The 25965-nt window shown below is 62.7% G+C and carries 28 protein-coding genes; 20 read left to right on the top strand and 8 right to left on the bottom strand.

From position 1 onward, the window contains the following. Nucleotides 1-22 precede the first annotated feature (22 nt). The 14 genes from U5A56_RS22770 to U5A56_RS22835 are packed head-to-tail and all read left to right on the top strand — an operon-like array spanning nt 23 to nt 14685. On the top strand, nt 23-739 hold the full coding sequence (locus tag U5A56_RS22770) for a type IV secretion system protein (protein WP_257775942.1): 717 nt from the start codon (nt 23-25) through the stop codon (nt 737-739). Further along, complete coding sequence (locus U5A56_RS22775; RefSeq protein WP_257775943.1) at nt 736-1617, top strand: TrbG/VirB9 family P-type conjugative transfer protein; 882 nt, start codon at nt 736-738, stop codon at nt 1615-1617. Before U5A56_RS22770 ends, U5A56_RS22775 begins: the two co-directional genes overlap by 4 nt. Nucleotides 1618-1626: 9 nt before the next feature. After that, the gene (locus U5A56_RS22780; protein WP_257775944.1) at nt 1627-2889 is read left to right on the top strand and encodes a TrbI/VirB10 family protein; all 1263 of its coding nucleotides are present in this window, start codon (nt 1627-1629) and stop codon (nt 2887-2889) included. Next, nucleotides 2886-3695: a transglycosylase SLT domain-containing protein gene (locus U5A56_RS22785; protein WP_257775945.1), complete on the top strand. Its 810-nt coding sequence runs from the start codon at nt 2886-2888 to the stop codon at nt 3693-3695. The genes U5A56_RS22780 and U5A56_RS22785 overlap by 4 nt, the downstream gene beginning before the upstream one ends. After that, the gene (locus U5A56_RS22790; protein WP_257775952.1) at nt 3692-4990 is read left to right on the top strand and encodes a hypothetical protein; all 1299 of its coding nucleotides are present in this window, start codon (nt 3692-3694) and stop codon (nt 4988-4990) included. Before U5A56_RS22785 ends, U5A56_RS22790 begins: the two co-directional genes overlap by 4 nt. Then, the gene (locus U5A56_RS22795; RefSeq protein WP_257775946.1) at nt 4987-5409 is read left to right on the top strand and encodes a lytic transglycosylase domain-containing protein; all 423 of its coding nucleotides are present in this window, start codon (nt 4987-4989) and stop codon (nt 5407-5409) included. The genes U5A56_RS22790 and U5A56_RS22795 overlap by 4 nt, the downstream gene beginning before the upstream one ends. Before the next feature lie 2 nt (nt 5410-5411). After that, entirely contained in the window at nt 5412-5942 is a 531-nt protein-coding gene (locus tag U5A56_RS22800; RefSeq protein ID WP_257775947.1) for a toxin co-regulated pilus biosynthesis Q family protein, read from the top strand. Between the two features lie 5 nt (nt 5943-5947). Continuing rightward, entirely contained in the window at nt 5948-7555 is a 1608-nt protein-coding gene (locus U5A56_RS22805) for a type II secretory pathway protein (RefSeq protein WP_257775948.1), read from the top strand. A 4-nt stretch (nt 7556-7559) separates the two neighbouring features. Further along, nucleotides 7560-8891: a hypothetical protein gene (locus tag U5A56_RS22810; RefSeq protein ID WP_257775949.1), complete on the top strand. Its 1332-nt coding sequence runs from the start codon at nt 7560-7562 to the stop codon at nt 8889-8891. Further along, complete coding sequence (locus U5A56_RS22815; RefSeq protein WP_321924719.1) at nt 8845-9462, top strand: hypothetical protein; 618 nt, start codon at nt 8845-8847, stop codon at nt 9460-9462. Before U5A56_RS22810 ends, U5A56_RS22815 begins: the two co-directional genes overlap by 47 nt. Continuing rightward, the gene (locus U5A56_RS22820; RefSeq protein WP_257775951.1) at nt 9459-11726 is read left to right on the top strand and encodes an ATPase, T2SS/T4P/T4SS family; all 2268 of its coding nucleotides are present in this window, start codon (nt 9459-9461) and stop codon (nt 11724-11726) included. Before U5A56_RS22815 ends, U5A56_RS22820 begins: the two co-directional genes overlap by 4 nt. After that, on the top strand, nt 11723-12856 hold the full coding sequence (locus U5A56_RS22825) for a type II secretion system protein (RefSeq protein WP_321924722.1): 1134 nt from the start codon (nt 11723-11725) through the stop codon (nt 12854-12856). The genes U5A56_RS22820 and U5A56_RS22825 overlap by 4 nt, the downstream gene beginning before the upstream one ends. 8 nt (nt 12857-12864) lie before the next feature. After that, nucleotides 12865-13458, top strand: a complete 594-nt coding sequence (locus U5A56_RS22830; protein ID WP_257775999.1) for a type 4 pilus major pilin — start codon at nt 12865-12867, stop codon at nt 13456-13458. Nucleotides 13459-13467: 9 nt separating this feature from the next. Then, nucleotides 13468-14685 carry a hypothetical protein gene (locus U5A56_RS22835; protein WP_257775998.1) on the top strand — a complete coding sequence of 406 codons (1218 nt, stop codon included), beginning with the start codon at nt 13468-13470 and terminating at the stop codon, nt 14683-14685. 786 nt (nt 14686-15471) lie between these two features. Here the strand turns inward: U5A56_RS22835 and U5A56_RS22840 are convergent. The 8 genes from U5A56_RS22840 to U5A56_RS22875 all read right to left on the bottom strand — a co-directional run bounded on the left by U5A56_RS22840 (nt 15472) and on the right by U5A56_RS22875 (nt 21711). After that, entirely contained in the window at nt 15472-16470 is a 999-nt protein-coding gene (locus U5A56_RS22840) for a CAP domain-containing protein (RefSeq protein WP_257775997.1), read from the bottom strand. Between the two features lie 233 nt (nt 16471-16703). Further along, entirely contained in the window at nt 16704-17105 is a 402-nt protein-coding gene (locus U5A56_RS22845) for a hypothetical protein (RefSeq protein ID WP_257775996.1), read from the bottom strand. Between the two features lie 172 nt (nt 17106-17277). Continuing rightward, on the bottom strand, nt 17278-17643 hold the full coding sequence (locus tag U5A56_RS22850) for a hypothetical protein (RefSeq protein WP_257775995.1): 366 nt from the start codon (nt 17641-17643) through the stop codon (nt 17278-17280). A gap of 12 nt (nt 17644-17655) precedes the next feature. Next, entirely contained in the window at nt 17656-17835 is a 180-nt protein-coding gene (locus tag U5A56_RS22855) for a hypothetical protein (RefSeq protein ID WP_124664120.1), read from the bottom strand. After that, on the bottom strand, nt 17822-19024 hold the full coding sequence (locus tag U5A56_RS22860) for a FlhC family transcriptional regulator (RefSeq protein WP_124664121.1): 1203 nt from the start codon (nt 19022-19024) through the stop codon (nt 17822-17824). Before U5A56_RS22860 ends, U5A56_RS22855 begins: the two co-directional genes overlap by 14 nt. Nucleotides 19025-19075: 51 nt before the next feature. Next, nucleotides 19076-20326: a hypothetical protein gene (locus tag U5A56_RS22865; protein ID WP_257775994.1), complete on the bottom strand. Its 1251-nt coding sequence runs from the start codon at nt 20324-20326 to the stop codon at nt 19076-19078. Nucleotides 20327-20330: 4 nt separating this feature from the next. Then, a complete protein-coding gene (locus U5A56_RS22870; protein WP_257775993.1) occupies nt 20331-20786 on the bottom strand; it encodes a hypothetical protein in 456 nt (151 codons plus the stop codon). 229 nt (nt 20787-21015) lie between these two features. After that, complete coding sequence (locus tag U5A56_RS22875) at nt 21016-21711, bottom strand: nuclease-related domain-containing protein (protein WP_257775992.1); 696 nt, start codon at nt 21709-21711, stop codon at nt 21016-21018. 426 nt (nt 21712-22137) lie between these two features. Here U5A56_RS22875 and U5A56_RS22880 point away from each other — a divergent pair, with 426 nt between their 5' ends. The 6 genes from U5A56_RS22880 (at nt 22138) to U5A56_RS22905 (ending at nt 25943) form a co-directional block, all read left to right on the top strand. Then, entirely contained in the window at nt 22138-22464 is a 327-nt protein-coding gene (locus tag U5A56_RS22880) for a hypothetical protein (protein WP_257775991.1), read from the top strand. Between the two features lie 123 nt (nt 22465-22587). After that, entirely contained in the window at nt 22588-23037 is a 450-nt protein-coding gene (locus tag U5A56_RS22885) for a hypothetical protein (protein ID WP_257775990.1), read from the top strand. Next, the gene (locus tag U5A56_RS22890) at nt 23025-23816 is read left to right on the top strand and encodes a hypothetical protein (protein WP_257775989.1); all 792 of its coding nucleotides are present in this window, start codon (nt 23025-23027) and stop codon (nt 23814-23816) included. The genes U5A56_RS22885 and U5A56_RS22890 overlap by 13 nt, the downstream gene beginning before the upstream one ends. Nucleotides 23817-23827: 11 nt before the next feature. Next, entirely contained in the window at nt 23828-24394 is a 567-nt protein-coding gene (locus U5A56_RS22895; protein WP_257775988.1) for a single-stranded DNA-binding protein, read from the top strand. A 221-nt stretch (nt 24395-24615) separates the two neighbouring features. Continuing rightward, the gene (locus U5A56_RS22900; RefSeq protein ID WP_257775987.1) at nt 24616-24810 is read left to right on the top strand and encodes a hypothetical protein; all 195 of its coding nucleotides are present in this window, start codon (nt 24616-24618) and stop codon (nt 24808-24810) included. Beyond that, entirely contained in the window at nt 24798-25943 is a 1146-nt protein-coding gene (locus tag U5A56_RS22905; protein WP_257775986.1) for a primase-helicase zinc-binding domain-containing protein, read from the top strand. The genes U5A56_RS22900 and U5A56_RS22905 overlap by 13 nt, the downstream gene beginning before the upstream one ends. Nucleotides 25944-25965: the final 22 nt, after the last annotated feature.

A 25965-nucleotide genomic window follows, 5' to 3' on the forward strand; every position in this document is an offset into this window, starting at 1 on the left:
CGGCCCAATTGGAATCTCCGCGATGCGTTTCCCTCGACTCTTCCCACGAAGCAAGAAGCAGGTCGCCTTGTCGCCTGCGCCCGGCTTCTACTCGAACGAAGATCCTGAGCAGATCATTTTCGATCAGTCCACGCGCCTGCGCGTGGAGGCCAACCATTGGAAAACCTTCTGTTTCGTCCTCGCGATCGTAGCGGGCGGTGCCGTGTACACCCGCAATCCTGCACCTTCCGTGGTCAAGGCTTACGGCGTTTCGTCAGATGCCGGTGGCAACCCCATCGTGACGCAACTGACCTCGTACAAGCCAGACGACCAGGCAAAGCGGAAGGCCCTGCGCGAAACCGTCGAACGCTGGTTCACGATTGAGCCGGTGTTGACCGATGACATCCAGTCGTCGCGCATGGCCAGGAACATCAACGCGGTCAAGCAGCAGATGACTGGCAACGCCCGCAATCAGTTTGCTGACTGGTTGAAGCAGGATGCGCCGTTCCAGCAAATCACGACAAACCCGAAGCTCGTGCGTGAACCTCGCGTGACCAACGTTTCGCTGCTCGAGGACTCCACCGCGATCGTGGAATTCACCACGTCCACCACCCAAACGCCTTCCGACAAGCCGGTGGTTGTGCGTTACGCGGTCACGTTCCGGTACCAGATCGTTGCGCCGACCCAGGAGGACGCACTGGGCACCAACCCGTTCGGTCTCTACTACCCGTTCTGGACCCTGCAGAAGACCGCCGCATGAAACGATTCCGTACCCTTGCTGCGTGCGGCGCGTTCGCAATGATCGCGACGGCCAGCGCTCTTGCCGCAAAGCCCGCGTCGCCAGTGGTCCCGCCAACCCCGAACTTCGATCTAGCGACGATCATCGGTGATCCGATGAGTCCAGTGAATCCATACAACTCGGGCACCGATCCGATCACCATGCCCGGCGATGCGCGCATGGCCGTGTTTCCGTACAGTCGCGACCAGATTTTCCGCGTCATGACGGCACCGCTCAAGGTCACAACGATCGAGCTCGCACGCGGCGAGGTGCTGAACGCGGAGCCCGCGCTTGGTGACTCCATCCAATGGATGATCGATACCGACGGCGCGAATCACGTGTTCGTGAAGCCGACCAAACCGGGGCTCGTGAACACGCTGCATTTGACCACCAACATGCGCGAGTACGACATGACGCTAGTGTCGTCGCCGGTCGGCGGCCTGTTCTACCAGTCAGTCCGCTTCAACTATCCGAATTCGCTGATGGCGAAGGTTCGTGCGCGGGAGGGCGGCGGCAGTGACGGCGCGGAAGGCAGCCTGTCCGGTGTCGCTTCGCAAACCGATTCCGGCCCGATCGGCGTGACGCCCGACAAGCTGAATTTCGAGTACACCGTGTCCGGATCCGGCGTGATCAAGCCAGAGACCGTGTTCGACGACGGCAGGTTCGTCTGGATTCGCTTGCCGCAAAACGCGCCGTTCGCGGTGCCCACGGTAAGAGAGGGCGGAGACATCGTCAGCCCCAACTTTATCCGGCGTGGGCCGTACATCGTTGTCCAGCAGCTGGCGGATGAAATCACGCTGACGCGCGCGGGTGAAGTGGTCGCTATCAAGCGTAGCCGCCGCGGCCTGTTCGGTTTCTGAGCGCGCAACATGACCAAACAGACCGACACTTTGTCGCCGGAACAAGCCTCGCTCGTCAAGGGCAAGGTGCCGCGTAACGCGCTGATCGCGGTGGGCAGCATCGCAGCCATCGCAATTGGCGCGATCGGCTTCTACTACCAGACGCAGGACAGTCGAAAGGCGGACGAAGAGGCGCTGCGGCTCAAGAAGGAGCGCGCAGCTGAGGGCATCGACAAGAGCAATCGTCCGGAAGACGTCGACAAGATCATTGCCGATCAGCAGGCCGCTGCACGACGCGCTGCCTCCGAAGCGGCCGCGCGTGCCGCTTCCGCGCCCGTCGCCGACAAGAAGCCGAATCTCTCGGCGGATTCGCTCGTTCCGGATCAGGGAAACACGGACCTCAAGGCGAAAACGGCTGAGGACAATATCTACGCGTCGCCCATTTTCAAGGACGGCCTGAAAACACCGTCCGCCAATGCGCAACAGCAGCAACAGCAAATGCCGAACGGTGTGGTGACACCGCAGCAGACGCTGCAGCAAGCGGCCGCGCAAGAGGCAGCGACGAACGCTGCGATCGCTCAGGCTACGGCCGCCGCCAAGGGCGGACAAGCGCCCGGTGCCATGACGACGCAGCAACGCGACAACGAGTTCATGCACAGCGTCGCCTTGCAAAGCGAAAACGGTCGCGATTTTCCCCGTACGGGCTTCGTGGGCCAGTCGCGCGGCTGTACGTTGTCGCCGCCCGCCAAAATCCCCGTGCTGTCGGCCGAGGCGCTCAACTCCGATCGTCCCGGCACGGCTTCGCTCGTCGTCGAGCGCAACGTCTATGACAGCATCACCGGCACCTGCCTCGTGATCCCGTGGGGCACGACCATTACCGCGCCATACAGCTCGGACGTCCAACCCGGCCAGGAGTCGATCCTCGTCGCCGGCGCTGAAATGCGCCTGCCGAACGGCAAGCACGTGCCGCTTTTTGGCGCGCAGGGGGCTGACGGCAATGGGGCTGCCGGGTTCTCCGGGCATGTCAACAACCACTTCCTCAAGATCTACGGGGCGTCGTTCCTGACCGCCATCCTGCTACGTGGCTTCGATGGGGGCGATAGCGCCACGACCACCGGCCCGCTTGGTGTCACCCAAGTCGGCAGTACGGCCGGTCAGGTCGCCGCGCAGACCGCGCAATCCGTGCTGGGCCGCTACCAGAACATCCCGCCCACCATCAGCTCCGACCCGGGCGAGCGCCACTTCATGCTCAAAGTCAACCGCGACATGGTCCTGGAGCCGTACCGCCCATGATGAAGCGACTCCTTTTCATTGCATCGCTGGCGCTCGGCGTCGCGAGCGCGCACGCAGCAACCACGATTTCGCAGGTCATCAGTCCGGTGAGCGTCGTCATCTCGAGTGGGAAGGCCCGCGAGGTAGTCGCGTTGCCCGGTAAGCCAGTGTTCTTCTGCGGCCTCGAACCGTTCGCCGATTGGGCGGCGCCCCTTGTCGGGCAACCGGTGCGCAGCGCCCCGGACACGGGCATCACCGTCACGATCGACGGCCGCGATGTCTCGCTCGAGCAACTGCTGGCCGACCGAGGCTGGTTGCAGCCGCCCGTGCTGTCGGACGACGCACAAGCCGCCATGACCGAGCGGCGCGGCGGCTGGGCATGTGCGCCGGCCGTGGCCCCGTTCGAGCTGCTGCGAACGAGTGTTGATCCGAAGGTACTGGCAGGCATTGCTTTGAACGAATCGGCCTACAACGGCCGGCCCTGGCCGTGGACGCTGAACGTTGCCGGTCAGGGACTGTTCTTCAAGTCGCGGACGGACGCCTACAAGGCGATCGAAATGCTCATCGCGCGCGGCCGGTGCGATTTCGACGTCGGCTTGATGCAAGTGAACTGGTGCTTTCATGGCAAGCGCTTCGCCTCAGCCTGGGACGCGCTCGCGCCGGCGACCAATGTGCGTGTGGCCGAGCAGATCCTGAACGACAACTACGCACGCACCGGTTCCGTGGAGAAGGCGATTGCCTATTACCACAGCGCGAACCCGACGCCGGGCCGAGCCTATCTCGCGCGATTCGTGCGTCATCTCTCGATGATCGAGGCAAGCCGATGAAGCTCGCGCTCACACGCCTCGTCTGCGCATGCGCCGCGCTCTTCTACGGGATCGCTCACGGGGCAAACACCGATCCGTTCGATTTCGATTACGAGATCATGGGCGGCATCGCCGAGCGTCCGGCATTGATCTTCAACGACGGCGCAAAGACGTATATCCAGCCCCGCGCCGGTCAGATCATCACCGCCGACGGCGGCCACAACGAAGGACCGTACGTGGTGGTCGAGGGCACGCCGCAGACAATCAGCTACAAGGTCGCGGGGCGCGCGGCGACCGCGCGCTGGAAGAAAGCGAACACGTTCATCGGCGGGACGGGCACGCTCGCCGCGTTGCACGACGACCAGCCGGCCGGCTTTGACGGATTTACCAACAGGCTGACGATTATTGGCACGCGCGGTGCGCTCGAGCCCGTTCGTCCTCTGCACACGTCAACACCCGTGGGGAACGTCGTGAAGGCGCTGGTCCCGCAAGGGTGGACCGGTGCCGCGCAAAAGGATGTGGATCTGACGAATGCGGCAGCGTTCGATACGCATGACGGCGAAAACTGGCTGCAGGCGCTGGATCGACTGCTGACACAGACCGGTCTGTACGCCGACGTCGATTTCGGTGCGCGCCATATTCGGTTGCATCGCGACGTGCCGAAGTCCGCTGCACTGAACTATGCGGCGAGCGAGCGCCGGCCCGACGAGGCCGGGCTGGAAGCGGTCGTCGCGAGCGTCTCTGCGCAACCGGCGCCGGTATCGCAGCTGGCCGAACGATTCGGCGCGCAGGCGATTCGCGATGGCGACGATACGCACACGCAGATTCGATTCGCCGCACGGCCGGGCAAGGACGTGACCTTCCTGAGCCCGGGCGGCAAGTCATTGCACCCGGGCTGGGATCCCACGACGAACGTGATGACGATCGATCGCGCCGAGCGAATCGTCGTGGCTGACGCATCCAATCGCGTCGAAGTCAGCCGCGACGCGAAGACCGTCTATGACTTCGACCAGCCAAACCGTGCACGCCTCGAAGCCGTGTTCGATCGGGAAGGGCGCACGTACTTCAAGTTCGCGCAATCCGTGGTGAAGGTCGGCGTGACCGACTCGCGGCATCTCGGCATGGGGGAGCAGAAGGGTCGCTACTACATGTTCGAAGGCACGGACGGCCAGTTCGTCGTCACTGCCGACGGCAATGTGGTCAACGTGAAGCGTCGTCGCGAAGTGACCTATCGGGAGGTGCCGTCGGCGGCTCCGGCTCCAACACCGGCACCGGCCCCGAATGTCGCGCAATCGAAGGGAGGGGCAGCATCGTGATCGGCCTGCGTTCGATTCTCGCGTGCGTGCTGCTTGGCGCAGCCGCGGTGTGCCGCGCCGACTGCATCGACGACGCGGCCATGTACCACCGGCTGAATCCGCGGCTACTGCGCGCGATCGCCCAGCACGAGTCTGGCATGCGTCCCGACGCAATCAACCGCAATTCCAATGGCAGCGAGGACATCGGCCTGATGCAGATCAATTCGTCCTGGCTGCCGAAGCTCGCGCAGTACGGGATTCGACGCGAACACCTGTTCAACGCCTGCGTGAGCGCGTACGTCGGCGCATGGATCCTCGCCGCGAACATCAAGCAATTCGGGCCGAACTGGAAGGCGGTCGGTGCGTACAACGCGGTCACTCCTTCGAAGCAGCTCGTCTATGCGAGCGCGATTTACCGCCGCCTCATGCAGGGCCAATAACCATGCTGATTACCCACCGATCCCGCGCGCTGACGCGCGCCCTTGTTGCCGCGACCTTGGTCGCGATGACCATGAATGTCCGCGCAGCCGTCGATCCCGACGGGTGGCAGATCCTTGCTTCCGTTCCGAAGGCCACGCCGCAGGCGCCGGCGGCCGGCAACCCCCAACCGAGTCCGTCCGTGGCCAGTGCAGCGCCTGCTGCCGCCTCGGGTTCGGCTGACGTCGCCGCCGTAGTTTTGCCCGGTGCCAGCACACCATCGATGCCTAGCACGCTGACGTTTTCAGTGACGCCCCAGGACGTGAACCTGCGTGACGCCCTCGATCGTTGGTTGCAACAGCAGGGCTGGCAGCTCGCATGGAAGATCGACGACGACTTGCCGCTCGAATTCAACGCGACGTTCACCGGCGACTTCACTTCCGTGCTGCAACAGGTCATGAAGGCGACGAACCACATGCGCACGCCGACGCGCGCGTGCCGCCATACCAATCAAGTCATCCGCGTGATCGTGCGCGCGGGCAATTGCCAGGATTGAGAACCATGCGCATGCACCCATTGAAATCCGCCGTGGCGATTGCGGCCGCCGTGCTGGCCTCGGGCTGTGCCGTGACGCAGCAGGACGTGAACGGCAGCTACGACGCCGCGCACCGCACGATTTCTGACGCGCTGGCCAAGGGCCCGGAGTCGATGGCACTCGTTGAAGACGTGCCGACCGCGTTCCTCGGCGACCGGCTCGTGCCGCTCGCCTACGAGGCCACGCTGCCGGCCGTGTTCCGCGAGAAAAGCGTCACGCTTCCGGCGAACCTCGGCATCAGGCAGATCGCGACGCTGATCTCGACGGCGACGGGCTATCCGGTCCATCTGAGCCCGGACGTCTTCGTCCCGCGTGACTCGCTGGTGCCCGGTCAGGGGGACGGAAAGGCCCAGACCCGCAACGTCGCAGCGAAGACCGAAGAGCCTGTCTATCAACAGCCCTTCACAGGCAAGGTCGGCCTGTACATGCGCAATATGACCACCGATCTCGGCCTGGACTGGTCGTTCGATGGCGGGTCAATCAACGTGTCCCGATTCGTGACGCGGATGTATCAGATTGCCGCGATCCCCGGCAAAGTCTCGATCAAGTCGACGATGAGCAAAGGCATGGACACGTCGACTGGTAATCAATCGGGTGGCGGCGGCGGCAGTTCGGGCGGCAATACCGGATCGTTCTCTGCGCAGACATCGACCGGTCGCGAGGGTGACTTCGATCAGATTGCCTCGATAACCGCCGAGATCGACAAGCTGAAGTCGCCGATGGGCCGCGTCAGTGTGAACCCGCAGAGTCGCCTCGTGATGGTGTATGACACGAAAGAGGCGGCGGACAACATCGGCAAGTTGTTGCAGCACGAGAACGCAATCTCCACGCGTCAGGTCGCGGTCACGGTGCGCACGATCCAGATTTCGCTGAGCAAAGGCAGTGAGGCGGGCGCGAACGCGGATGTCGTATTCAACGCGATGCATGCAGGTCTCGCGCGCTACGCGATCAGCTTCGCGTCTCCCACGTCGCTGGCAACGGGCGGTGGCTCGGTGGGCGTCTCGGTGTTGCGGCCGGATGCCCCGTTCACTGGCACGAACGCAGCGGTCAATGCGCTGAACAAGTACGGCCGCACCGTGCAGGACAACACGATGACCAAGATGACGCTCAACGGGCTGCCGGTATCGGTCGCGTCGTTCCAGAGCGATGACTACCTGCGCTCGACGTCGCCGTCAGCCGGTACCCTGAACGCGACATCGGGTGGTGTTCCGGGCTTGACGCCTGGCACGATCACCACCGGCGATTTCGTCAACGTGCTGCCGGCGGTCAACGACCACAACCAGATCGTGCTCGCGTACTGGGCAGACAGCTCGAAGCTGAACGGCCCCTTCACCAGCGCGGGGGTAGGTTCGGGCCAGACACAGCAACAGATCGAGCTGGCGCACACCATCGGCACCAAGGACGATCAGACGATCGCGTTGTCTGATGGGCAGACGGTTGTCCTGTACGGCGCGATGACGGATCACGCCGACAGCACGACGAATGCGGGCATCGGTGGGCTCACCGGGTCATGGAACAAGTCGAAGACGTTCCAGATCATCATGCTCAAGGCGACGGTCGTTCCGTCGATGTGACGCGATGATGCACATCACGGAACCCCTGCCGACCGACAAGCGCGCGCGGCTCGTCTTCGGCCTCGACTGGCGGGCCTATCCGGTCAAAGGCGGCCGGGTCGAGCGCCGCCGCTACGCTGACGCATTCGGCGCGACGCATTTCGTCGAGTACAAGGTCGGCGATGAGCTGATCGGCGGCTTCGCGATGCCCGAGTCGGCCGACGTCAAGGGCGCGCGACTGTATTCGGGCGCGGCACGCGTCGCACTGCATGACCGAATCAAGAACCGGCCCGCGGCATTGGTGCTGCTGCAGGATGGTCTGCGCGTGCACGCCGTGTTCGTGGTGCGCGGCGCGGTGCGCAGCGACGAGGTGTTGTCCCCGGAAACCGCGCAGGCGCGACGTCTCGAGATCGAGCAGGAATGTCTTAAAGGCAACCTGGCGCTCGAGACCCTCGGCGCTGGAGACCGGATCGGCGACATTGACGAGCCGTTTCAGGCGAGCGAGCTACTCGCGAACCGCAAGGCCGGCCGCATCACGAAAGTACCCGTCTCCATCCCGGCTGCGATTCCGCTGCTGTTCATCGCGGGCGCGACTATCTTTGGTGGCGTGAAGCTGATGGATGTGCTGTCGCCTCCGCCTCCGCCGCCGCGCGTACCGACGTATGCGCAACGCTACGCGGCAGCCGTGCGCAGCACGTTCTCTCGCGCATTGCCGCGTGCGTCCGCACTGGGGCCCGCATTGCTCACGGTGGTTGGCAGCAATGAATCGGTGCGCAAGGGATGGGTCTTCAAGGAAGCGAACTGCCCGACGTCCGGCTATTGCACGATGACGTTCCGGCGGCAGGGTGGCACGTTTGCCGATTTTGAAAGTGCGGCGACCGAGGCAATGCGGCCGGTGACATTCTCGCGCGACGGACTCACGTCCACTGCGCGAGGGCCGGCCATTCCGAAGGTGGACGTGCTTTCGGCGAAGGAATCGTCCCAATGGCCGTCTGAACAGACATTCATCGAGGCGGTGCAAACGCCGCCGCAGCGCATGTCATCCCAGCCGTTCGAAATCCGCGCCTACGGCTACACCGTCACGCTTGGAGAAACGCGTCCGCTCATCCCGGCTCCCGTAGCGGGAGAAGGGGGTGGCCACATCGCCCGGATCATCAAGCAGGGCGACTGGACGATCGAGGGCTTTCGATGGCAAGCACCGTTGCTCGCGAAGCTGCCGCCCAACATGACGCTCGAATCACTCAAGGTCGAACTGCGCCTCAACCAGGGTGCAGGGGCAACGACGAACAGCGACACGGGCGATGCGCCGTATGGCGTCCATTTCACCGCGAAGGGGAAATATTTTGTTTTTGATTAAGCATGCACTCGTCGCGGCGGGCGCCGGGCTGGCGCTGACCGCTTATGCGGATCCGGTGGCGTCTCGACTGTCGATCGATGACATCGATCAAGTGGCGCGAGCCAATGTCGTGCGCCAGCTGTCGGGTGGGGCAACGGGCTCCTCGACGCTGTCGCCGAACGTCGGCGGGATGACAGCGCCCCAACCCGGCGTCGTGGCGAGCGGTGCTGTTGCTTCGGGACCTGCGAAGCCGGCGGTGAAATCGACCGCCCCGACGCATGCGCGAGTCGAGCCGGTCTCGTTTCTCGGTGCATCTCGCGACGAATCGGGATCCTACGTCTTGTATCTCTTTCAGGACGCGATCTACTCCGCGCGCGTCGGCGCGACGCTGCTCAACGGCTGGAACGTGAAAGCTGTTGATGGCTACGCCGTTACGGTCGCCGAAGGCAAGCACACCTGGAAAGAGCCGATCCGTGCCGCCGCCCCGGTACCGTCCGCGTCGACGAACTCGGTCCGATCGTTGATCGAACTTGCCTCACCGTTGCCGTCTGGCGGCCCGATCCCCGGTACGCCGATCGGGGGTGCGCAATGAGCATGTTCGGGAATCTCGACTCGCCGGAACCGGCCAAGCGGGGCCTGTTCGGTCGGCTCAAGGAGTTGAAGGCTGGCTTCGTGGACAACTCGGCTGCCGCGATGCCAATCGTGGGCAAGGTTCCCATGGATGCCGACGAACCGCCGCGTTCGTTCGAACCGCGGGAACCCCGGTTCAAGTCGACCAGCAAGCCAGTCAATCCGCGTCAGGCGGCGGAAGGTCAGCCGATGACGATGGGCATGCGCCTGAGGATGGCGCAGGCGGAAATCGAGGACGTCATATCGGTCGAAGACGCGCCGATTGCGCCGGCTCGTGATGGCGGGCAGCCGAATTGCGCCCCGGAGGTCGCGGGCGCCGATGCTGTTGAAGGCGCTTCGTCGATCAATGTCAATCCGCCGGAGTCGCAGCCAGCCGCCGTCGACACTACAGCGGCCTCGCGCGAAGCCGATCGGGTGGACGCGACCGACCGTGTAACGGAGGCTTCGCCAGACGCGGCTGTTCGCACGGGTGAAGGGGGGATGGAGCGCCAAACGTCCGCCGCCGACGAGCCGCCGACGATTCGTCGCATCGGCGTCGAGCTGGTCGACTCCCCCGCGATGGAGCTTGCGAGTGGCCTGCCCCGGTTGGTTTCCGCCGAGGCGCTCACGTTCAAGCGGATTCTCTGCCAGCGTGATCCGAACGCAGCGCTCCGGATCACCGATGCGGCGCGTCGTGAGTTCATTGCCGTCGAACTGCAGGCAGGGATCTCGATCGTCGTGACGACGCAGCGTTTCCATGAGAGCCAGCTATATTCGACCTACCTGAGGGATCTCGCGCGCGCGGATATTGCCGTCCACGAAGAGATGGTCGCGGACGAGGACGTCATCGCGGCCCTCTACGACAAGGAGAGGCAGCGCGCGGCCAACGTGGTTCCCGAGTCATCCCGCGCGATCGGCACGTTCCGCGATGTGCTGGAGGCCGCGCACGCCTACGACGCGAGTGACGTTCACTGGGAGTACCGGGACTACGCGGACGATGTGGAGCTGCGCCTGCGCGTCGACGGTGATCTTTACTCGTACCGCAAGATGCCAAAGGCACTGGTGCGCCGCGCACTGTCGGCCGCATATCAGGACCTGGTCCAGCGCAATACCAATTCGGGCGAGACGTTCCAGCCGACCGCGCCGCAGTCCGCGATGATTCCGCTCGTGGCACACATGGATATCGTGAACATTCGCTGGCAGAGCGCGCCGCTCGTCGGCGGGTTCGATGTCGCGCTGCGCCTGCTCGACGGCAATTTCAAGAACTACAAGGTTCTGCTCCCGGAAGACATGGGACTGGAGCCGAGTCAGCTGGCGATCATCGAGATGCTCGGCAAGGTCAGCGGTGGAGCGACGTTCCTGACCGGGGAAACGGGCTCCGGTAAGACGACGCTGCTGCGTGCGCTGTCGTATCTGTTGCCCAATCGGGATCTGAAAAAGCAGTTCGCCGTCAACGAGCCGTCTGAAGTGCCGGCGCCGTGGTTGTCCGATATTTCGCTCCAGCGGCGTTCGGGCGAGACGGACGCAGACGCGAACCGCAAGATCGTGGAAGTGATTCGCACGCTGATGCGCATGGATCCCGACGATCTGACGATCGGCGAGGTGCGCGACGCGGTACTCGCTGGCCTCGTTGCCGAACTCGCGCTGACGGGCCACCCGGTGCGCGCGACGCTGCACGGGGACAACATCATTGGCGCGGTCATGCGGTTGGTGGGCGGGCGCCTGAACCTGCCGATGGATGAGGTGGCGTCCGGGAAGTTTCTCAATGCCGTCGGTAACCAGAAGCTGATTCCGAAGTTGTGCCCGCACTGCAAGCGGCCGGCGCGCGACGTGCTGTCTCCACGGCAGCTCGCGACGCTCGAGACGAAGTTCGGGCTCGACACGTCGAACATGGCCTGCCGCGACGAAGAGGGGTGCCAGCATTGCCGCCGACCGGGGTTGCTCACGCGCGCGGGCAAGGTGGCGGCCGGGATCAAGGGGCAGACGCTTGCGATGGAGTTGTATCAGCCGACGCCCGAGTTCCTCGATCGCGTGGTCGAGCGGGACTGGCGCGGGGCGGAGCGAGTGTTCCGGACGAGCCGGAAGACGGAGTTCGGCGACGCGGACATGGCCGGCAAGACGGTCTACGAGCATGCGCTGTACAAGGCCGCGTGCGGCCTCATCGATCCGCGCTTCATCGACGAATCGATGTGCGCGTTCGACACATACCGCGTGTTCGCGGATCAAGACGGGGTACTGCCGTCATGATCAGGTCAATCACCTATTCGATGTTCATGGCATTGCCCGCCAGTGAACGGATGAAGCTGGCGACATGGCGCTTCAAGAAGATGCGCGAGATGTTCTATCGGGAAACGCGGCTGGACGTTGCAAAGAAAGGGCTGCGCAACAGCGAGACCTTGCTGGAGCGCCTGATGACGCTCGAACATCGCCACCGCGCGCGAAAGAACTGGGTGTGGCCGGTGTTCCAGAAGATCGCGCAGCGCATGCGGGCGGGCGACGATTTCGCGACCGCGATCAAGTCGTTTATCCCGAACGACGAATATGTGTTGCTGGACCTGGCCGGCCAATCGCCGCGCGACGACGCGGCGGTACGCGGGCTCGAATTGGCCGAGATGGCGGCACACGCGAAAGGCGTGCTGGCGGCTACCACGTCGTTGCAGATGGCGTATCCCGCCTTTCTGCTTGTTTATCTGTACGCGTTCTGCGTGTTGTTCGGCTCCGAAATTCTGCCGGAAGCGCGCGACGTGAAGCCGCTGGAACAATGGTCCGACGCGGGCCAGATCATCTACGCGATTGATACGTTCTGCGCGCAGTACTGGTGGTTCACGGGTGCGATCGTGGCTGGGATGGTGGTTGCTTATTTCCACACGCTCAAGCGTTGGGTCGGTCATGTCCGCAACCGGATCGATGCGATGCCCTTGATGTGGCGCAATCGGCGCGACCTGCGTGCGGCGCTGTTGATCGTATCGTTGGCGGGCCTGTTCGATTCGAACCTCACGCTGCGCGCCGCGCTCGACAGGCTGACGAAGTCGGCCGACCCGTGGCTACGGTGGCATCTGCGCCGCATGAGCGCGCGGCTCACCGCGAATCCTGATCAGCCCATGCGCGCGCTGGACACCGGGATCTTCTCGGAAGCGACGATCGACATCATGACCGACGCGGCTGGGCGCGACCAGTTCGTCGAGTCGATCAAGGATCTCGGCCAGAACTCGCTCAACCGGGTGGTCGCGACCGTGCGCCGTAACGCGAAGATCACCCACTACGTGCTGCTTGGCTTTGCCGCGCTCGCGTTTCTCACCCTCGGCCTCGGCTCGTATGTCGCTACCGGTGCGGTGAGTTTCGACAGTGCTCCATCAACTGCTGCGAAATCTTTCTGAGGAAGATCATGAACAAGAACATGCCGATTAAACGAACGAATCCCTATACCCGAATCGTCCGCCGCCGCAAGGAGAAGGGCGAGCTGTCGATGATCGAAGCCGCTGCCGTGATGGCCGGCGCGGCACTGCTTGCCTTGATCGTCTATCAGGGGCGAGGCTATGTGATGGATCGCATCCACGCGCACCAGTTCAAGAGCGAGGCCCAACTGTTCCGCAGCGGCATTCAGGACGCGACCTCGGGCGACATCGATTTTTCGGGCGAGTCGCTGACGACGCTCGCGCAAAACCACGCATTTGATGCAGCAGGGTCGCGGATCAATGTGGCGTCCGGAACCTTGACGGGCATCTTTGGTGGTTCGGTGAGCGCGGCACCTGGCACGGTCGCGTCGTCCAACGACGCAATGGTGCTGACGTATCCGGTGCCGGCGACCGTGTGTACGCTCGCGGCGGGAGCGATCGCGGGGGCGTACACGATGGTCAAGGTCAACAACACGACGGTCTCCGGCCCATCGACCACGTTCAACGGGACGACGGCCGGACAGGCGTGTGCATCCGCTGGCACGACGGCGAGCATCGCGATGTACGCGACCCACGACAATTAAGGACCGCCCATGTTCAGCATCATCGAGATGGCGATCGTCCTCGTTGCGATGGCGCTTCTGACCATTCAGGGCATCAAGGACGACGTGGCGAAGCGCCGAACAGGGATGCTGACGGCCGAAGGCCAGAATGAGGCGGTCATTAACTCCGCACTTGGAAGCTGGGTGACGGACAACTACGGTGCACTCGTTGCCCAGCTGGTCGCGCCGGGGCCGACGCCAGTAACGCCGCCGACTTTGGCGCAACTGCATTCGGGCGGCTATCTGAAGGCCAACTACGCGGCGGGCCCGATCTGGGGCGGAACCTACATGGTCCAGATGAGCGTCGGGCCGGCCGGCTGCTCGACGGGCGGATCGTCGTGTCAGGTTTCGTATCTGTTTTACCCGTCCAAGCCGGTCACGAAGAAAGGGCAGCCCGATGTCGCGGGCGCAGGTGTTGTCGCGCAGGCAGCCGGCAACGGGTTCGGTTTTTCGAAGACACAGAACTCGTCGACGGTCTATGGGTTGAATGGCGCGTGGAATGCATCGAATCCCTTAGCCGGCGCACCGGCTGCCGTCGTGATGGCCACGAATGGACCGGCGACGGATGGCAATGCGGTCTACATCCGGCGTGATGGCTCGCTGACGTGGACGGGCGATCAGAACGTCAATGGTGTCAGCCTCCACAACGTCAACAGCATCGACGCGACGGGAACGATCGCAGCACCGACGCTTTCGGCCTCGAACGTCGCGGTCAGCAACGCGGTGCGCACGCCGGGGACGCTGAATGTCCAGAACGCGGCGGGTACGGCGCCAGCGCCGATCAACACCGGGGCGGCGAGCGTCAATGGCAACGCGACCGTCACCGGCACGGTGACGGCGGGGAACGTAGCGGTGCCGCGGGCCGCGTGCGTGGGCACCGGCTTTGCATCGGCGTATGACGGGTCGGGGATGCCGTTTGCCTGTCAACGAGATCCGATCAGCGGCGCGCGCGTGTGGCTGCCGATCGGCGGCTCATGGCAACAGTACGCGCGATATGTGGTCACGTTTGGAACGTGGGTGCCAGCGCCCAGTTGTAACGCTGGCGGGACGCCGGAGATTTTGCTCGCTCCGCAGGGCGTCCAGATCGATCCGACCGCCGCTTTGAACTTCAATGTGGACGGCGCGGGACCTTGGACGGTTGTCGTTACCGATGGTAGCGGCAGTCCCATTTGGGTCACCGCCGTCGCGACGACGTACTGCGCATACTAGGAGCGGAAATTGGGAGTATCGCTTACAGGGGTACGTGCTGCGCTGTTGTCTGCGGCGGCAGTGAGCATGAGTACGGCTTTCGCAGGGCCGGCCCGTTGTTCATACGGGAACCAGGATTCGACCTGCACGACGCCCATCTCGTCGGCGCCGATTCCGCAACCGCAGTGCTCGACGGGAGCGGGTTGGACGACCACGGCTGCTGCTGTTTGGCAGGGGTCACGCTGGAGCGCGCCGTCGTGCAATTATCAGGCACCGCCGTCTTGCCCCATTGGTTACGTTCAAGTCGCCCCACCATCGTGGACTGGTACGAGTTGGATTCCCCCAACTTGTATCCCGAGCGCGCCCCCGACTATGCCGGCCGATCAACAGCAGGCTTGCGCCAATGCAGCGGCAGGCTATGGAAAGTTCATTAGCCCGGTGTCAGCGTTTATCGGCCCGCAGTCCGAGACAACTAATCAAGTTGCCAACGACATCAACACGCAGCCTCCTCCGCTAATTTGTGAGGCACCGGGTACTAGCTTTGGCAGTTCAGCTTACGGAACTTGGCCCCCGACCAATGGACCATACGATGTATACAAACTCGGCTTCGGCACGAACAGTAACGGCTATGGTTCGAGCACCCAGGTGTTTGCCTGCATGCTAAACGCGGGGACGACACAGGTTGTTGGATTCATACTTTCTCAGTCTCAAAACGCATCAGGAGGGCCGTGCGGAGGCGGAGGCGGACATTGAGCGCGTAATTGCAAACCCGCCACACGATGCTGTGGCGGGCTTCGCCGAGGTCACTTAACCGATGACGTTGCCGGTCGTAAAGGTGAAGTTGCGCGAGAACGCTGTGCCGTTCACCGTGCCGGTGATCGATACCGAATACGTGGTGTTCGGCTGAAGTGGCGAAGTCGGATAGGCGACACCTTCAAACTTCGGCAGAAGCTTGTTCGGGTCAGTGGCCGAGTCGAGCACCTTGAGGCTGATGACGTTGCCCGACGTATCGGTCATCGTACCCGATTGCATCAGAATCGTATCGGTCGGATTGCCAGCTACCGCAACCGGTGTTCCCCACGGGCCCGATGTGTTCGGCGGGGTCGGGCTCTCGCCAAACGACGAGTACGGCACGCCGGTCACCCCCTGGCAGGGAAACGTAAGCGGCATGGTCCCCGGAGTAGACCGGAAGCCTCCGATGCCGAGGGACGCCGAAATTTGTGGGTAGCCGTTGAATGTGGTTTTGGCTACGCCTACTCCCGCAACCGTGATCGGCCATGTGGCGATCGCAACGTGATAGACCCCAGAGACGAGCGCATCGATCAGTGCATTGCCATATTGGTCGTTCGAAAGAGTAGCGCCCGTATAGTAGCCGACGCTTTCGCCGGTAGAGTAAACCGACTGCGGGAATCCGAAATGCGTCGCCCGATCGGCATAGGTCGCACCTGTGAAGCCGGGGTTTGTGGACGATTCGGTGTCGCCGATCACATTGTTCTGAAGGCCGTACGCTGCATGAGCGGCGGCCGCCTGATCGAGGAGCGTGTTCTGCTGGACGGCCGGAAATCCGCACTGAATCCGGTATTGGTTCACGCGATTAAAGGCGGCGAGTTCGATGCTGCCTGACGCATATTGAGCGGTCGATTGGGTTCCGGGCGGGAGTGTGTCTGACGGCGAGTTGCTGCCACCCGCGGATCCCGAGTTATTGTTCGACGCCCCGCCGTCGCTACCACCGCCGCCACAGGCAGTGAGCGCCAGGATTACGGCCAACGACAGGGCCGTGAGACCGATGCGTGAATTGTTCTTCATTTTTTCCTCGTTTGTTGGGTGCGCCCCTTGCACACCCTTAATTTCATCTTATCGACCGCTCGACGAAGTCAAGCCTGCGCCGCCGATCGTCGGTCCTTGGTGCGGCCGGGCCGAGCCAAAAGATCGCCAGTTCCTGATATCGGTCGCTTTTGGTTAGGACTTGAATCGCGGGTACGGTGGGGCTGACGGCGGGCACCGTGGTATCCAGTCGCCCGCCCGGCTGCAGGATGCGGTCACATCTTCGTGAGTTCGATCGGCCCGAGCATAAAAGCCATCATGTACCCGGTCGACGTTTTGAAGTCGCCGGCGGTGAAACCCGGTTGGACTTTCGCGAACATCGCCATATTTGTCTGCAGTCCATCGAACGGGCCCTGGAGTTTTGCGCCCATGATCTGCTCGAATTCCTCAGGTTTCAGGGGCCGCGCGACTTCAGTGCCGGTACGCCACTTGCCGGCCTGATAGTCGTCGAATACGTACCCCTTGTCGGTCTTCTCCACCTTGATTAACGGAACGATCTTTCCGTTTTCAGCGACGCCGTATTCGCCTTCAAGCGAATCGACGGATGACTGTTTGCAGCCGGACAGCGCTGCAAACAGGCAGACTCCCAATGCCAAGTACGTGAGTTTTCGATTCAATTTTTTGGTCTCCAACGTTTCAGTAGAACTGCGTCCGCCGTGGTATCGGCAGACCCTCCGGCATATACGCGTTTTCCGGCTGAAGTTCGCCTCGATCTGCATGGGGGCTGGCCGGGACCGGTTCGACGATCAGAAAAAAGCCAGCCACGAGGGCGGGCGTCAGCCGGATCGGTCACCTTCGTTTGCGGTGTCGCCAGTGGAAGATCCGAAGACCGACAAAGGTCGCGCCGAGTAGTACGCCGCTGGCGCGCGGGGCCTGTCCCGCCATCATTGGGACGAGTTGTGCGGCCTTGTACACGCAGAAAAACGCGACGAACACTTTACCGATCACGGGTTTGGCCAATAACGCGAGCAGACGCGTAGGCTGGTGGTGGACCCATTCGCCATATTCCTCGTTGGTTCGTTCGAGATCGAACCCGTCGGCGGCTCCGCCGCCCTGCGCCCGATAGAACTGCTCGTAGCGCTCGAAGCGCCCGTCGCCTCGCCCGGAAAGCCACGCGGCGTTGCTTTCGGCCACGAGATAAGCGTAATCGTCCATCGCAGAGCTCCTTCAGTGCGCGCGATTCGCCACCCACGGCACCGCGCCGACCGCATCCCGTATCACCTCACCGGTTGCCTCGGAGAAGTACTGCTCTGTTTCAGGATTCAGCCAACCGAACTCGGCACGGCCGTCCGCACTGAACACGACGAGGCCGGCAGGCAGCGTCGGTTCCTGCTCAAGACTTTCCATGGCCGGCCCGCGCACGTGCGTGACGCTTCTTCTCGCCGAGTTGCCGGTTGCAGGCCGGGCAGTCGAAGCTCTGGTGCATCTCGATCTTGGCGTCGTTGTTGCTGACCACATAGTGGGTTCGGCACGTGCGGCACGGGGCAATCGTGAGACGCGAATCGGCCGCCATCGAACGGGTCAGGTTGCAGCCGCGATCCGCTGAAATATCCGGCTTGCCGCCGAACAGTTGCTGGTAGATGTCGTTTGTCGCGATCAGCGCCTCCGGCGCGTTCCCACCCGCGGCGAGCCCCGCGCGGTACAGCCACGTGTAGAACGTGGCATGCAGCCGGTTGTGCGGCGTCTCGACGAACCACGTCAGCGACGTCGGCACGTTCCCGCAAGGAGAGCTGACGCCGTGCATCTCGACGTAGCGCTGGCGCATCGCGTTCTGGTTCAGGCGAAACAGGGCCGCGGCCGTCGATGCCCGGCACCGGTAGGCCATCATCGCGTATGCATAGGTCTCGTTCCGTTCGCGCGGCAGGCGCAGCTCGCTCCAACCCGCCTTGCTGGGCAGTTCCCCGACGCGAATCGGCGAGGTTTCCATTATCAGGTGCGCGACCATTTCGTCCGTCAACGTGCTTGCCGTGAACTGGTACCAGAAGGTCGGCGCATTGAAACGCCAGCGGAAGAGTGGCAAGCCACGCATACGCCCAAGTGCAAGGCGCAGCTTGTAAGTCGGCACCGACACGAGGTAGGCAGCCAGCTCGGTCGTAATGCCGAGCAGGGGCGCCGCGAGCACACTCATGTGGATCACGCTCGTGACGAGGTCCAGGAACATGCGGTTGTGCTGTTGCACCGAGTACGTCGACAGCGCATCCAACTCTGGAAGTTTGCGGCGCAGCTCGTCGACGGCGACGGTCGTCGCGGTCTCGTCGATGAAGCAGCGCCAGTCCTCCACCGTTTGCAGCGTCGGCGCGACCATCAGGAACGGCGTGTGGAGCAAGTTGCGCAGCGACGACTCGTTGTGCTTGAAGTGCTCGATTTCCTTCCGCTCGACCGCGAGGATCTCGTTAAACCGACCGTCTTTCTGGAGCAGCCACTTCATGTGATCGACCAGATCGAAATTGGTGACCTGGATCCGTTCCGTCAGCCATTGAGGCACGTAAAGGCGTTCGACGGACCGGTAGGTCTCCCGGGCATTCTTTTTTTCCATTTGTAGTTCTCTCGTTTCCCTGCCAATTCGGGAGCGGCCGCTCCCGAACCATCATGCCGCGCGTGTCGCAGCCATCACTTCCCCGTGAAACTTGCCGATCAGGTCGCCGAGCGCCACAAACAGCGGCTGGAAGCGCGCGGGACGGCCGTCCGCGGTCGCCAGCAACTGCGCGCTGTGATAGTCCTGGGTGAATGCACCGAACTTCTCGATCAGCGCCCGGATCTTCTTTTCCAATGCCTCACCAGCCTCGAGCGCCGCTTTTTGCTGCTGAAGTTCGCCTTCGAGCGCCTGCTTTTCCGCCTGAATGGATTCGAGACTGGCGCGGGCTTCCTTCACTTCAGCGAGCTTGGTTGCGAGCGCATCTTCGAGATTCGTGAATCCGTCAGGAACCGTGGGGACCGGGACCTGTTCCTTCAACGGATTGGCCTTCAGGTGGGCAAGATCGTGTGTGATCTGTTTGACTTCATGCTCTCGCTTCGCCAGTTCGTGTTGCAGCGTGCTGACCTGCTTGCTTACGTTTGCCAACTCGACGGAGGTGGCTTGCGAGCTCTCTCGCTCGCGGGCCTGCTCTTGCCGGGTTCGATCAAGTTCCGCCGCAAGGCGATCGATTTCCGCCTGGGCGTCATCAAGCCGGCCGACGGTATTCGCCAGGTCGGTCGTGACCATTTCAACCTGGTTGGCCTTCTCGGCGAGCTTGTCCTGGTAGTTCGCGATCAGCTGCTCGACTTGTCGCTTGCTCAGGTTCGGGTTCTCGCTTCTGGCGTCGATGACCATGTCGACGACGTCGTCGCCAATGTCGTTACCGACCAGCAGCGCCATGTCGCTGTGCGAGAGGATCTCGACGGCGCGCATGTTGTTTGCGAACTTCTCGTAACAGCGGATGTACAGCCGCACCGACGACTTCGACTTGCGAAACAATTTCGTCAGGTAGTCGTAGACGAGTTCCTTCGCGCGGTTCCGCACGGCGACAGTGTCGCCTTTGTGCGTCACCTCATGACCGACAACGCCCGTGAGAATGTGCACGAAGTTGCCGCCGATCCGCATGTGCTCAAGCAGGATCTTGCGTGTCGAGTGCGCGACTTCCTCGCTTTCCTCGATGATCGTGCGGATCAGCGAGTCGGGCAGGCCGGCGAACATCTCGCGTGCGGCGGCGCCGAGCTCGAGCTGGGTCGGAATGTGGGCGAAGTTCGCTGTCAGATCGGCACTCGATTCGGCATCGTCGGCCGGAGTGCGACCGTCGTCTGGAACGGTCGGGTTGAATTCGTCGTCAGACCGGATGGGTTTGGGCAGATTCTTGGACACGTGTTCACCCCAATGCGATGTTGCTTGCCAGCTTCTCGTAGCAGCGGATATAGAGCCGCACGGTAGCCTTGGACTTGTGGAATTCCCTCGTCAGAAAGTCGTAGGCGACTTTCAGCGCGCTTTTGCGCGTCGTTGGGGTGTCGCCATGCTCGGCCACGTAGGCACTGACGACGGCATCGCGGATGGAGGAGAAGTGGTGGCCGATGCGCAGATGCTCTTGCAGCCTGTTGCTCTGGTTCGACGCCACATCCTCGCTGTTGCGGATTACGCCGCTGAGGATATCGTTGCAGAGATGGCCGAATGACAGGCCGGCGGCCTCTTGCAGTTCGTGCTGTCCCGGGTTCTGGGCGAGCGGTACAGTCGCGTCACGAGCCGATTGACGGTCGAGAGGACTGCGCTCATCTCCGGTCGATGCAGGTGCCTCGTCGAGGCGGGGTTTCTTGGACGGATGGTTGGACACGTTTCCTCTCCGAAATGTCCGGTTGGAGCCATTGCCCGCGCAGGTCGGATTCCTCGGCTGCGCGTCAATGGAGACAAGTAGTTTGGGGGGTGGCGAACCCAGCATACGCCGCGTTTTCACGTGGTCCCGGCGAAAAGCTGCACGAAACCACCCCGCTTTTAAGCGGACTCGAATTGTTACGGATTATGAATTTGTCGGCAGGATTGACCGAAACATTAGGAGGACCTCCTCAAATAGGTAAAGATTGCTGAATTTTGCGGCGATGGATTTCGATGGCGGCCCCCGTTGGATCGTCAACGCAGAGGCGGCGAATCGCGTCCAGGGCAAGCTGGACCTTGACCGAAGGCCGGCCGGCGAGCGCATGACGATTCTTCTTTTCGCGCAGCCAGTGACCCAAGTCCTGCGCACGAATGAGATCGATGGGCAGCACCGGCGACAGCGTGCAGACGTCGCTGGAAAACACGCCGACACCGTGAACGTCCCAAATATCGGGAAGCATTCCGCGCAGGAACGCAACCTTTGACCGGTTCTGGTTCAGCGGCGAGCGCCGTTCCTCGAGCCTGCCGCCGGGCAGATGGCACAACAACTTGGTTGCGTCGCTGCCGGGTACGATATGAGCAGACCAGTGTTTAGTTTCGACTACGAAAATTCCGAATAGCGCGATGACGAGATGGTCGACCTCGGCGGTCGGAAAGTCCGTACCCGGCGCGTGATGCAGCAGCAGGGCCGTCGGATAAACGTAGTAATCGTCGCCGCAGAGCCACGAGAGCACGCGTTCGAGTTCCGTGCGCACGCGCGCTTCGCCGGCGTCGCCCGATGCATGGCTGCGCGACACGGGCGGCTTGCTCGGTTGAGTGGTGCGCCGCTTGCGAAACGCCATGTAGAGCGAGCCGCCGATGAACGCGAAGATCAGAATCGAAGACATGATGAGCGCCTTGAAGTGAAGTGACACTTTCAGTTTGCCGCGCGATTTGCGAAGTCAAGTCCTCGGAACCGGCAAAAGCTATACGATTTTCTGGAGCTTTCCGGGTTAAGCCCCTCAACCGGTTGAACTGGACGCGGTCCGCCAAAGCTGTACGCGATTGCCGAGCATTCGGGCGGCCCGCCGCGTACGAACCCGATACGCTAGGCCTATTACGCGTTTCCCCAACGCATCGACCTCCCAGACCTAACGGTCTCGCCCCTTGCGGCCTGCCCGCATCTTTCCTGATCGACGCCGAGCATTTTCGTGCGCGGGCCCGACGGCCGCGGACGAAAGCGCTTCGCGCCGATTTCCTTGCTCGTCTCGAGCATCGAAACCGCCGGACGTTGTCCGGACATCCTTCTGTAAATGATCTTTCTGGAGAGATAGATGTTGACGCTACTGTTCAAGGGCGCATTCAAATCGCCGTTCAAGTTGCTGGCGCTTTGCCTGGTGCTGTATATCGCGACCATGTCGTTCTTCGTCGCCGGCATTCTGATGCTGGTCGTTGCCCATTGGGCGAAGACGGAATTCGACAAACGTCGCCGCGCGCCGCAAACGCCTGAACCTGCCGAACGTCCGGCTGGGTCGGACGCTGCTCAACAGTTGCATCGCGCCGCAAAAGTACCTGCGGCGAACGACGCAACCGAATCGACACCGAAGCGGCAGTACGCGAAATCGGCTGTCGTCATTCCCATCAAGACGGGCACCAAGTAAGTAAGGCGCCTGCCATCCCGTTGACCGTGCGAAGCAATTCGCGCGGTCAACGCCTCACCCCCGCCGGGAACCCCGTTCCCGGTTTCCGGAGATGAGGTTGCCCGGCACGACCGGAGCATTCTCATGGAACCGCATGTGGCTGCCTGGCAGCTCGACATGTTCGGCGACGCGTCGCCGATCGTTATTCCCCCACTGAAACCCGACCCGCTTCCCGACCCATCCCAGTGGGCACCTCACGTTCGCGAGCAGCTCGCCGAAGCGGTGTTCTTCCTCGCGGTCGACAGCCGCCACGGTGACAGCGTGCCGGAAGCACTGATGGACTGTGCGGAGATCCTGCGGGATCGACTGTGCAATCGTCCCGTCGACACGGCCGACTACTACGCGACGCTCGGATGGATCATGGAACTCTGGTCCGGTGCGATCCCGTATCCGCTCGTCTGTGCGCTCGGCCGGATTCGGTCGCGCTCGATGCAAGACGGGATCCGCGATAACCCGTTGCTCAACTTCGACTACATGCGGCTTAACCGCTGGTGTAGCGGACAACTGTCCCTGGAGGCGCAATGGCAAGCGTAGCGATGTTCATCACGCGCGTGCTCACAAATGCGTTCCCCGGCGAAGGGCGCAAGTCGACCAACCAGCCGTCTCCGGGTGCGTGCACACCGGATCGCGAGCGCGTGGTCGGAAAGGGTGCGTCGAACGAGACCCACGTCACGATCGACGGCATTCCCCACCTGTTCGTTGACGAGGGCGACTGTATCGTCGAATTCGAACCGGCTTTCGACGATCACGCCGGCGACACGATGTTCGGTCTCAAGATCCTGCCGGACCTTGAACCGCACTGGGCGATGCGTGCTGAGCACCGGTCTGCGCTGAAGGATGCGATCGCAACCGCCATTCGGCGTGCGAGCGGTGTCCAAATGCCAACCGTCTCCAATGTGGCGTCGGCCGAGGCGGCGCCGATGGAAGTGGCACCGGCCGATGAGCTCGAGCGCGCACGCGACTCGTCTCGACGTCCGGCGCGACCGCGCCGAGACGAATCTACCAAGTCTGCGGCCGTGGTCGGTCGCATCACCTGGTGGGGCGAGGACGAATTCCCCGACCGGCGTTCGAACGGCTCACGCTTCTACAAGTCCTTTGCGATCCGTCTCGATACGTCGTATGGCGAACGCACGCTGCAAGGCGAAGGCTTGAAGGAGGCGATCTCGGAATGCGGTTGTCGCCTTGGCGACACCGTGAGCGTCAAACGTCTCAGGAAGATCAAGGTGCCGGCCATGCGGTCGGATGGTTCACCCAAGATCGTGAATGGCCAGCAAGTCATGTGGGACAAGTGGCTCTGGTCGATTACTCAATAAAGGAGTTGTACATGGCATCTGTCAACAAGGTCATCCTCGTCGGCAATCTCGGCGCTGACCCGGAAGTCCGTTATCTGCCGAGCGGCGACGCCGTGGCGAACATCCGTCTCGCGACGACCGATCGCTACAAGGACAAGGCGAGCGGCGATTTCAAGGAAATGACCGAGTGGCACCGGGTCGCTTTCTTCGGCCGTCTCGCCGAAATCGTCAGCGAGTACCTGAAGAAAGGTTCGTCGATCTATATCGAAGGCCGCATCCGCACGCGCAAGTGGCAAGGCCAGGACGGTCAGGACCGTTACTCGACCGAGATTGTTGCCGACCAGATGCAGATGCTTGGCGGCCGCGGCGGAAACACGCAGCGTGACGGCGGCGACGACGGGTTCGAGCAGGGCGCAAGCCGACCGGCACCGGCCAATACGGCGCGCGCGCCGGCTCGCACGAATGGCTCGGGCCCGCGGCCTGCGGCCCCTGCGCCGGATCAGACGAGGTCGTACGGTGGTGGTGGCGGCTTCGACGAGATGGACGACGATATTCCGTTCGAATCGTGGTACCCGCGCAAAGCGTGGGCCGCGATCTGATCCCGGAAACCCTCACCGATCCTCTTCGCGTCTCCCGTTTCTTCTCACCTTCGCGTGTGATGTGCCTCGCGGCACGTCACACGCGGACCTTCTCCTCCCCTCTGTTCATCCCACGACGTTGCTGAACCAAGCCGACGCGCCCGCGCGGCTTGGTTGAGCAAGCGTTTCCACGCCTGTCTCAGGCATCGACCAAAACCGCAATCCAAACAGGAGAGCAACTGATGAATGTGAAGTGGTTTCACCTTTCGCGCAGCGCAGTGCTCTCCATGTCACGTCGATTCGACGCGACGGCCGGGGGCGTGAAAAGCGAGAGGGCGTTCGATCCACCGGTGCTGGCTACCGCATCGATTGATGCGGCAGCTGCTTCGTACGTTTTTGCCACAGCGCAAAAGGAGGCTGAATCATGCGAGAGCTGAAGAAGCTGGTTCTCGAGGACCTGAACTGGTCAGACATCTTTCCGCATTATCTCGATAGCCGTTATCTGGGGGACGCCAAGAAGCGTTGGTGGGCGTGCCCGCTGTGTGATGGCGAGGAGACGTTTCGGCTCTATTCGCCCGAGAAGGATCCGAAGGGCGGCTGGTACTGCGCCCGCTGTGCGAAGGGCGGCACGGGGGTGCAGCTCATTCGTGAGGTGACAGGCAAGCCGTATCGCGAGATCTACTACGAGCTCGAGACCGGCAACTACAACGGCGGCATTCCCGTCGAGGTGGCGCGCAAGGTGAAACCTGTCCCGGTCCGGCCTGAGAAAAGCGACGAGCAGAAGTGTCGCGAGATGCAGGTCGCGTGGGATGGCGCCGGGCCGGTCACGGCGGAGTCGCCGGTATGGACGTATCTGTCGACGCGAATCCCCGGGCTGCAAATCGAATGGATCGGGAAGGATGTGCGCTACCACCCTGGTATGGAGTACGTCGATGCATGGGGAAAGAAGCTAGGAAAGTTTCCCGTCATGCTGCTGCGTGCACGGTCGCCGGCCGGAAAGCCGCGTCGCCTTCATCGAACCTACCTGACGGCTGATGGCACGAAGGTTCCCTTCCTGACGAAGAAGGGGAAGCCGCGCGCCAAGCTGGAGATGAGCGCGCCGGACGGAAGTTTTGGTTCGTCCGTGCTGCTCAACACGACCCGATCGCGGAGCCTCGCGCTGGTCGAGGGTTCGGAGACGGGGTTCGCGGTGGTTGCGCGGTATCAGAATCGTATCGAGGTTCGCAGCCTGCTGAATTGCGGCGGCCTCGAGCGTGCCGATATCCGTTGGGACGATTACGACCACGTGATCATCTACGCTGACCGTGATCGGGTCGATGCCCGCCATGGCTATCGGCCCGGCGAGCATCACGCCCAAATCCTGGCCGATCGCCTTCGTCGCCTCGGAAAGCGCGTCTCTATCGTCCGTTCGGTGGTCGAAGGCGTGGACTTCTGCGACGTGTGGGCTCAGCAGTACAAGCGCAGGACGCAGCGCTACGAGCGAGCGTCCGCGAGACGGGCGATGCGTGATGAAGCGCGCCGGCGGAATCTTGCGCTCGTGCATGGCAGCAGAGGGTGCCGTGTAGTTTGACTTGAACGCCGGCGATCGCCGG

This window comes from Burkholderia sp. BCC1998, assembly GCF_905339875.1.
In the GTDB taxonomy this organism is placed as follows: domain Bacteria; phylum Pseudomonadota; class Gammaproteobacteria; order Burkholderiales; family Burkholderiaceae; genus Burkholderia.

Coding starts and splice junctions, on each gene's coding strand:
- U5A56_RS22900 (WP_257775987.1), top strand. CDS start 24,616: ATGAATGTGAAGTGGTTTCACCTTTCGCGCAGCGCAGTGCTCTCCATG.
- U5A56_RS22820 (WP_257775951.1), top strand. CDS start 9,459: ATGAGCATGTTCGGGAATCTCGACTCGCCGGAACCGGCCAAGCGGGGC.
- U5A56_RS22775 (WP_257775943.1), top strand. CDS start 736: ATGAAACGATTCCGTACCCTTGCTGCGTGCGGCGCGTTCGCAATGATC.
- U5A56_RS22875 (WP_257775992.1), bottom strand. CDS start 21,711: ATGTCTTCGATTCTGATCTTCGCGTTCATCGGCGGCTCGCTCTACATG.
- U5A56_RS22895 (WP_257775988.1), top strand. CDS start 23,828: ATGGCATCTGTCAACAAGGTCATCCTCGTCGGCAATCTCGGCGCTGAC.
- U5A56_RS22835 (WP_257775998.1), top strand. CDS start 13,468: ATGTTCAGCATCATCGAGATGGCGATCGTCCTCGTTGCGATGGCGCTT.
- U5A56_RS22850 (WP_257775995.1), bottom strand. CDS start 17,643: ATGGACGATTACGCTTATCTCGTGGCCGAAAGCAACGCCGCGTGGCTT.
- U5A56_RS22770 (WP_257775942.1), top strand. CDS start 23: ATGCGTTTCCCTCGACTCTTCCCACGAAGCAAGAAGCAGGTCGCCTTG.
- U5A56_RS22815 (WP_321924719.1), top strand. CDS start 8,845: ATGGCGTCCATTTCACCGCGAAGGGGAAATATTTTGTTTTTGATTAAG.
- U5A56_RS22885 (WP_257775990.1), top strand. CDS start 22,588: ATGGAACCGCATGTGGCTGCCTGGCAGCTCGACATGTTCGGCGACGCG.
- U5A56_RS22810 (WP_257775949.1), top strand. CDS start 7,560: ATGATGCACATCACGGAACCCCTGCCGACCGACAAGCGCGCGCGGCTC.
- U5A56_RS22825 (WP_321924722.1), top strand. CDS start 11,723: ATGATCAGGTCAATCACCTATTCGATGTTCATGGCATTGCCCGCCAGT.
- U5A56_RS22830 (WP_257775999.1), top strand. CDS start 12,865: ATGAACAAGAACATGCCGATTAAACGAACGAATCCCTATACCCGAATC.
- U5A56_RS22855 (WP_124664120.1), bottom strand. CDS start 17,835: ATGGAAAGTCTTGAGCAGGAACCGACGCTGCCTGCCGGCCTCGTCGTG.
- U5A56_RS22790 (WP_257775952.1), top strand. CDS start 3,692: ATGAAGCTCGCGCTCACACGCCTCGTCTGCGCATGCGCCGCGCTCTTC.
- U5A56_RS22860 (WP_124664121.1), bottom strand. CDS start 19,024: ATGGAAAAAAAGAATGCCCGGGAGACCTACCGGTCCGTCGAACGCCTT.
- U5A56_RS22785 (WP_257775945.1), top strand. CDS start 2,886: ATGATGAAGCGACTCCTTTTCATTGCATCGCTGGCGCTCGGCGTCGCG.
- U5A56_RS22880 (WP_257775991.1), top strand. CDS start 22,138: ATGTTGACGCTACTGTTCAAGGGCGCATTCAAATCGCCGTTCAAGTTG.
- U5A56_RS22805 (WP_257775948.1), top strand. CDS start 5,948: ATGCGCATGCACCCATTGAAATCCGCCGTGGCGATTGCGGCCGCCGTG.
- U5A56_RS22780 (WP_257775944.1), top strand. CDS start 1,627: ATGACCAAACAGACCGACACTTTGTCGCCGGAACAAGCCTCGCTCGTC.
- U5A56_RS22800 (WP_257775947.1), top strand. CDS start 5,412: ATGCTGATTACCCACCGATCCCGCGCGCTGACGCGCGCCCTTGTTGCC.
- U5A56_RS22840 (WP_257775997.1), bottom strand. CDS start 16,470: ATGAAGAACAATTCACGCATCGGTCTCACGGCCCTGTCGTTGGCCGTA.
- U5A56_RS22905 (WP_257775986.1), top strand. CDS start 24,798: ATGCGAGAGCTGAAGAAGCTGGTTCTCGAGGACCTGAACTGGTCAGAC.
- U5A56_RS22890 (WP_257775989.1), top strand. CDS start 23,025: ATGGCAAGCGTAGCGATGTTCATCACGCGCGTGCTCACAAATGCGTTC.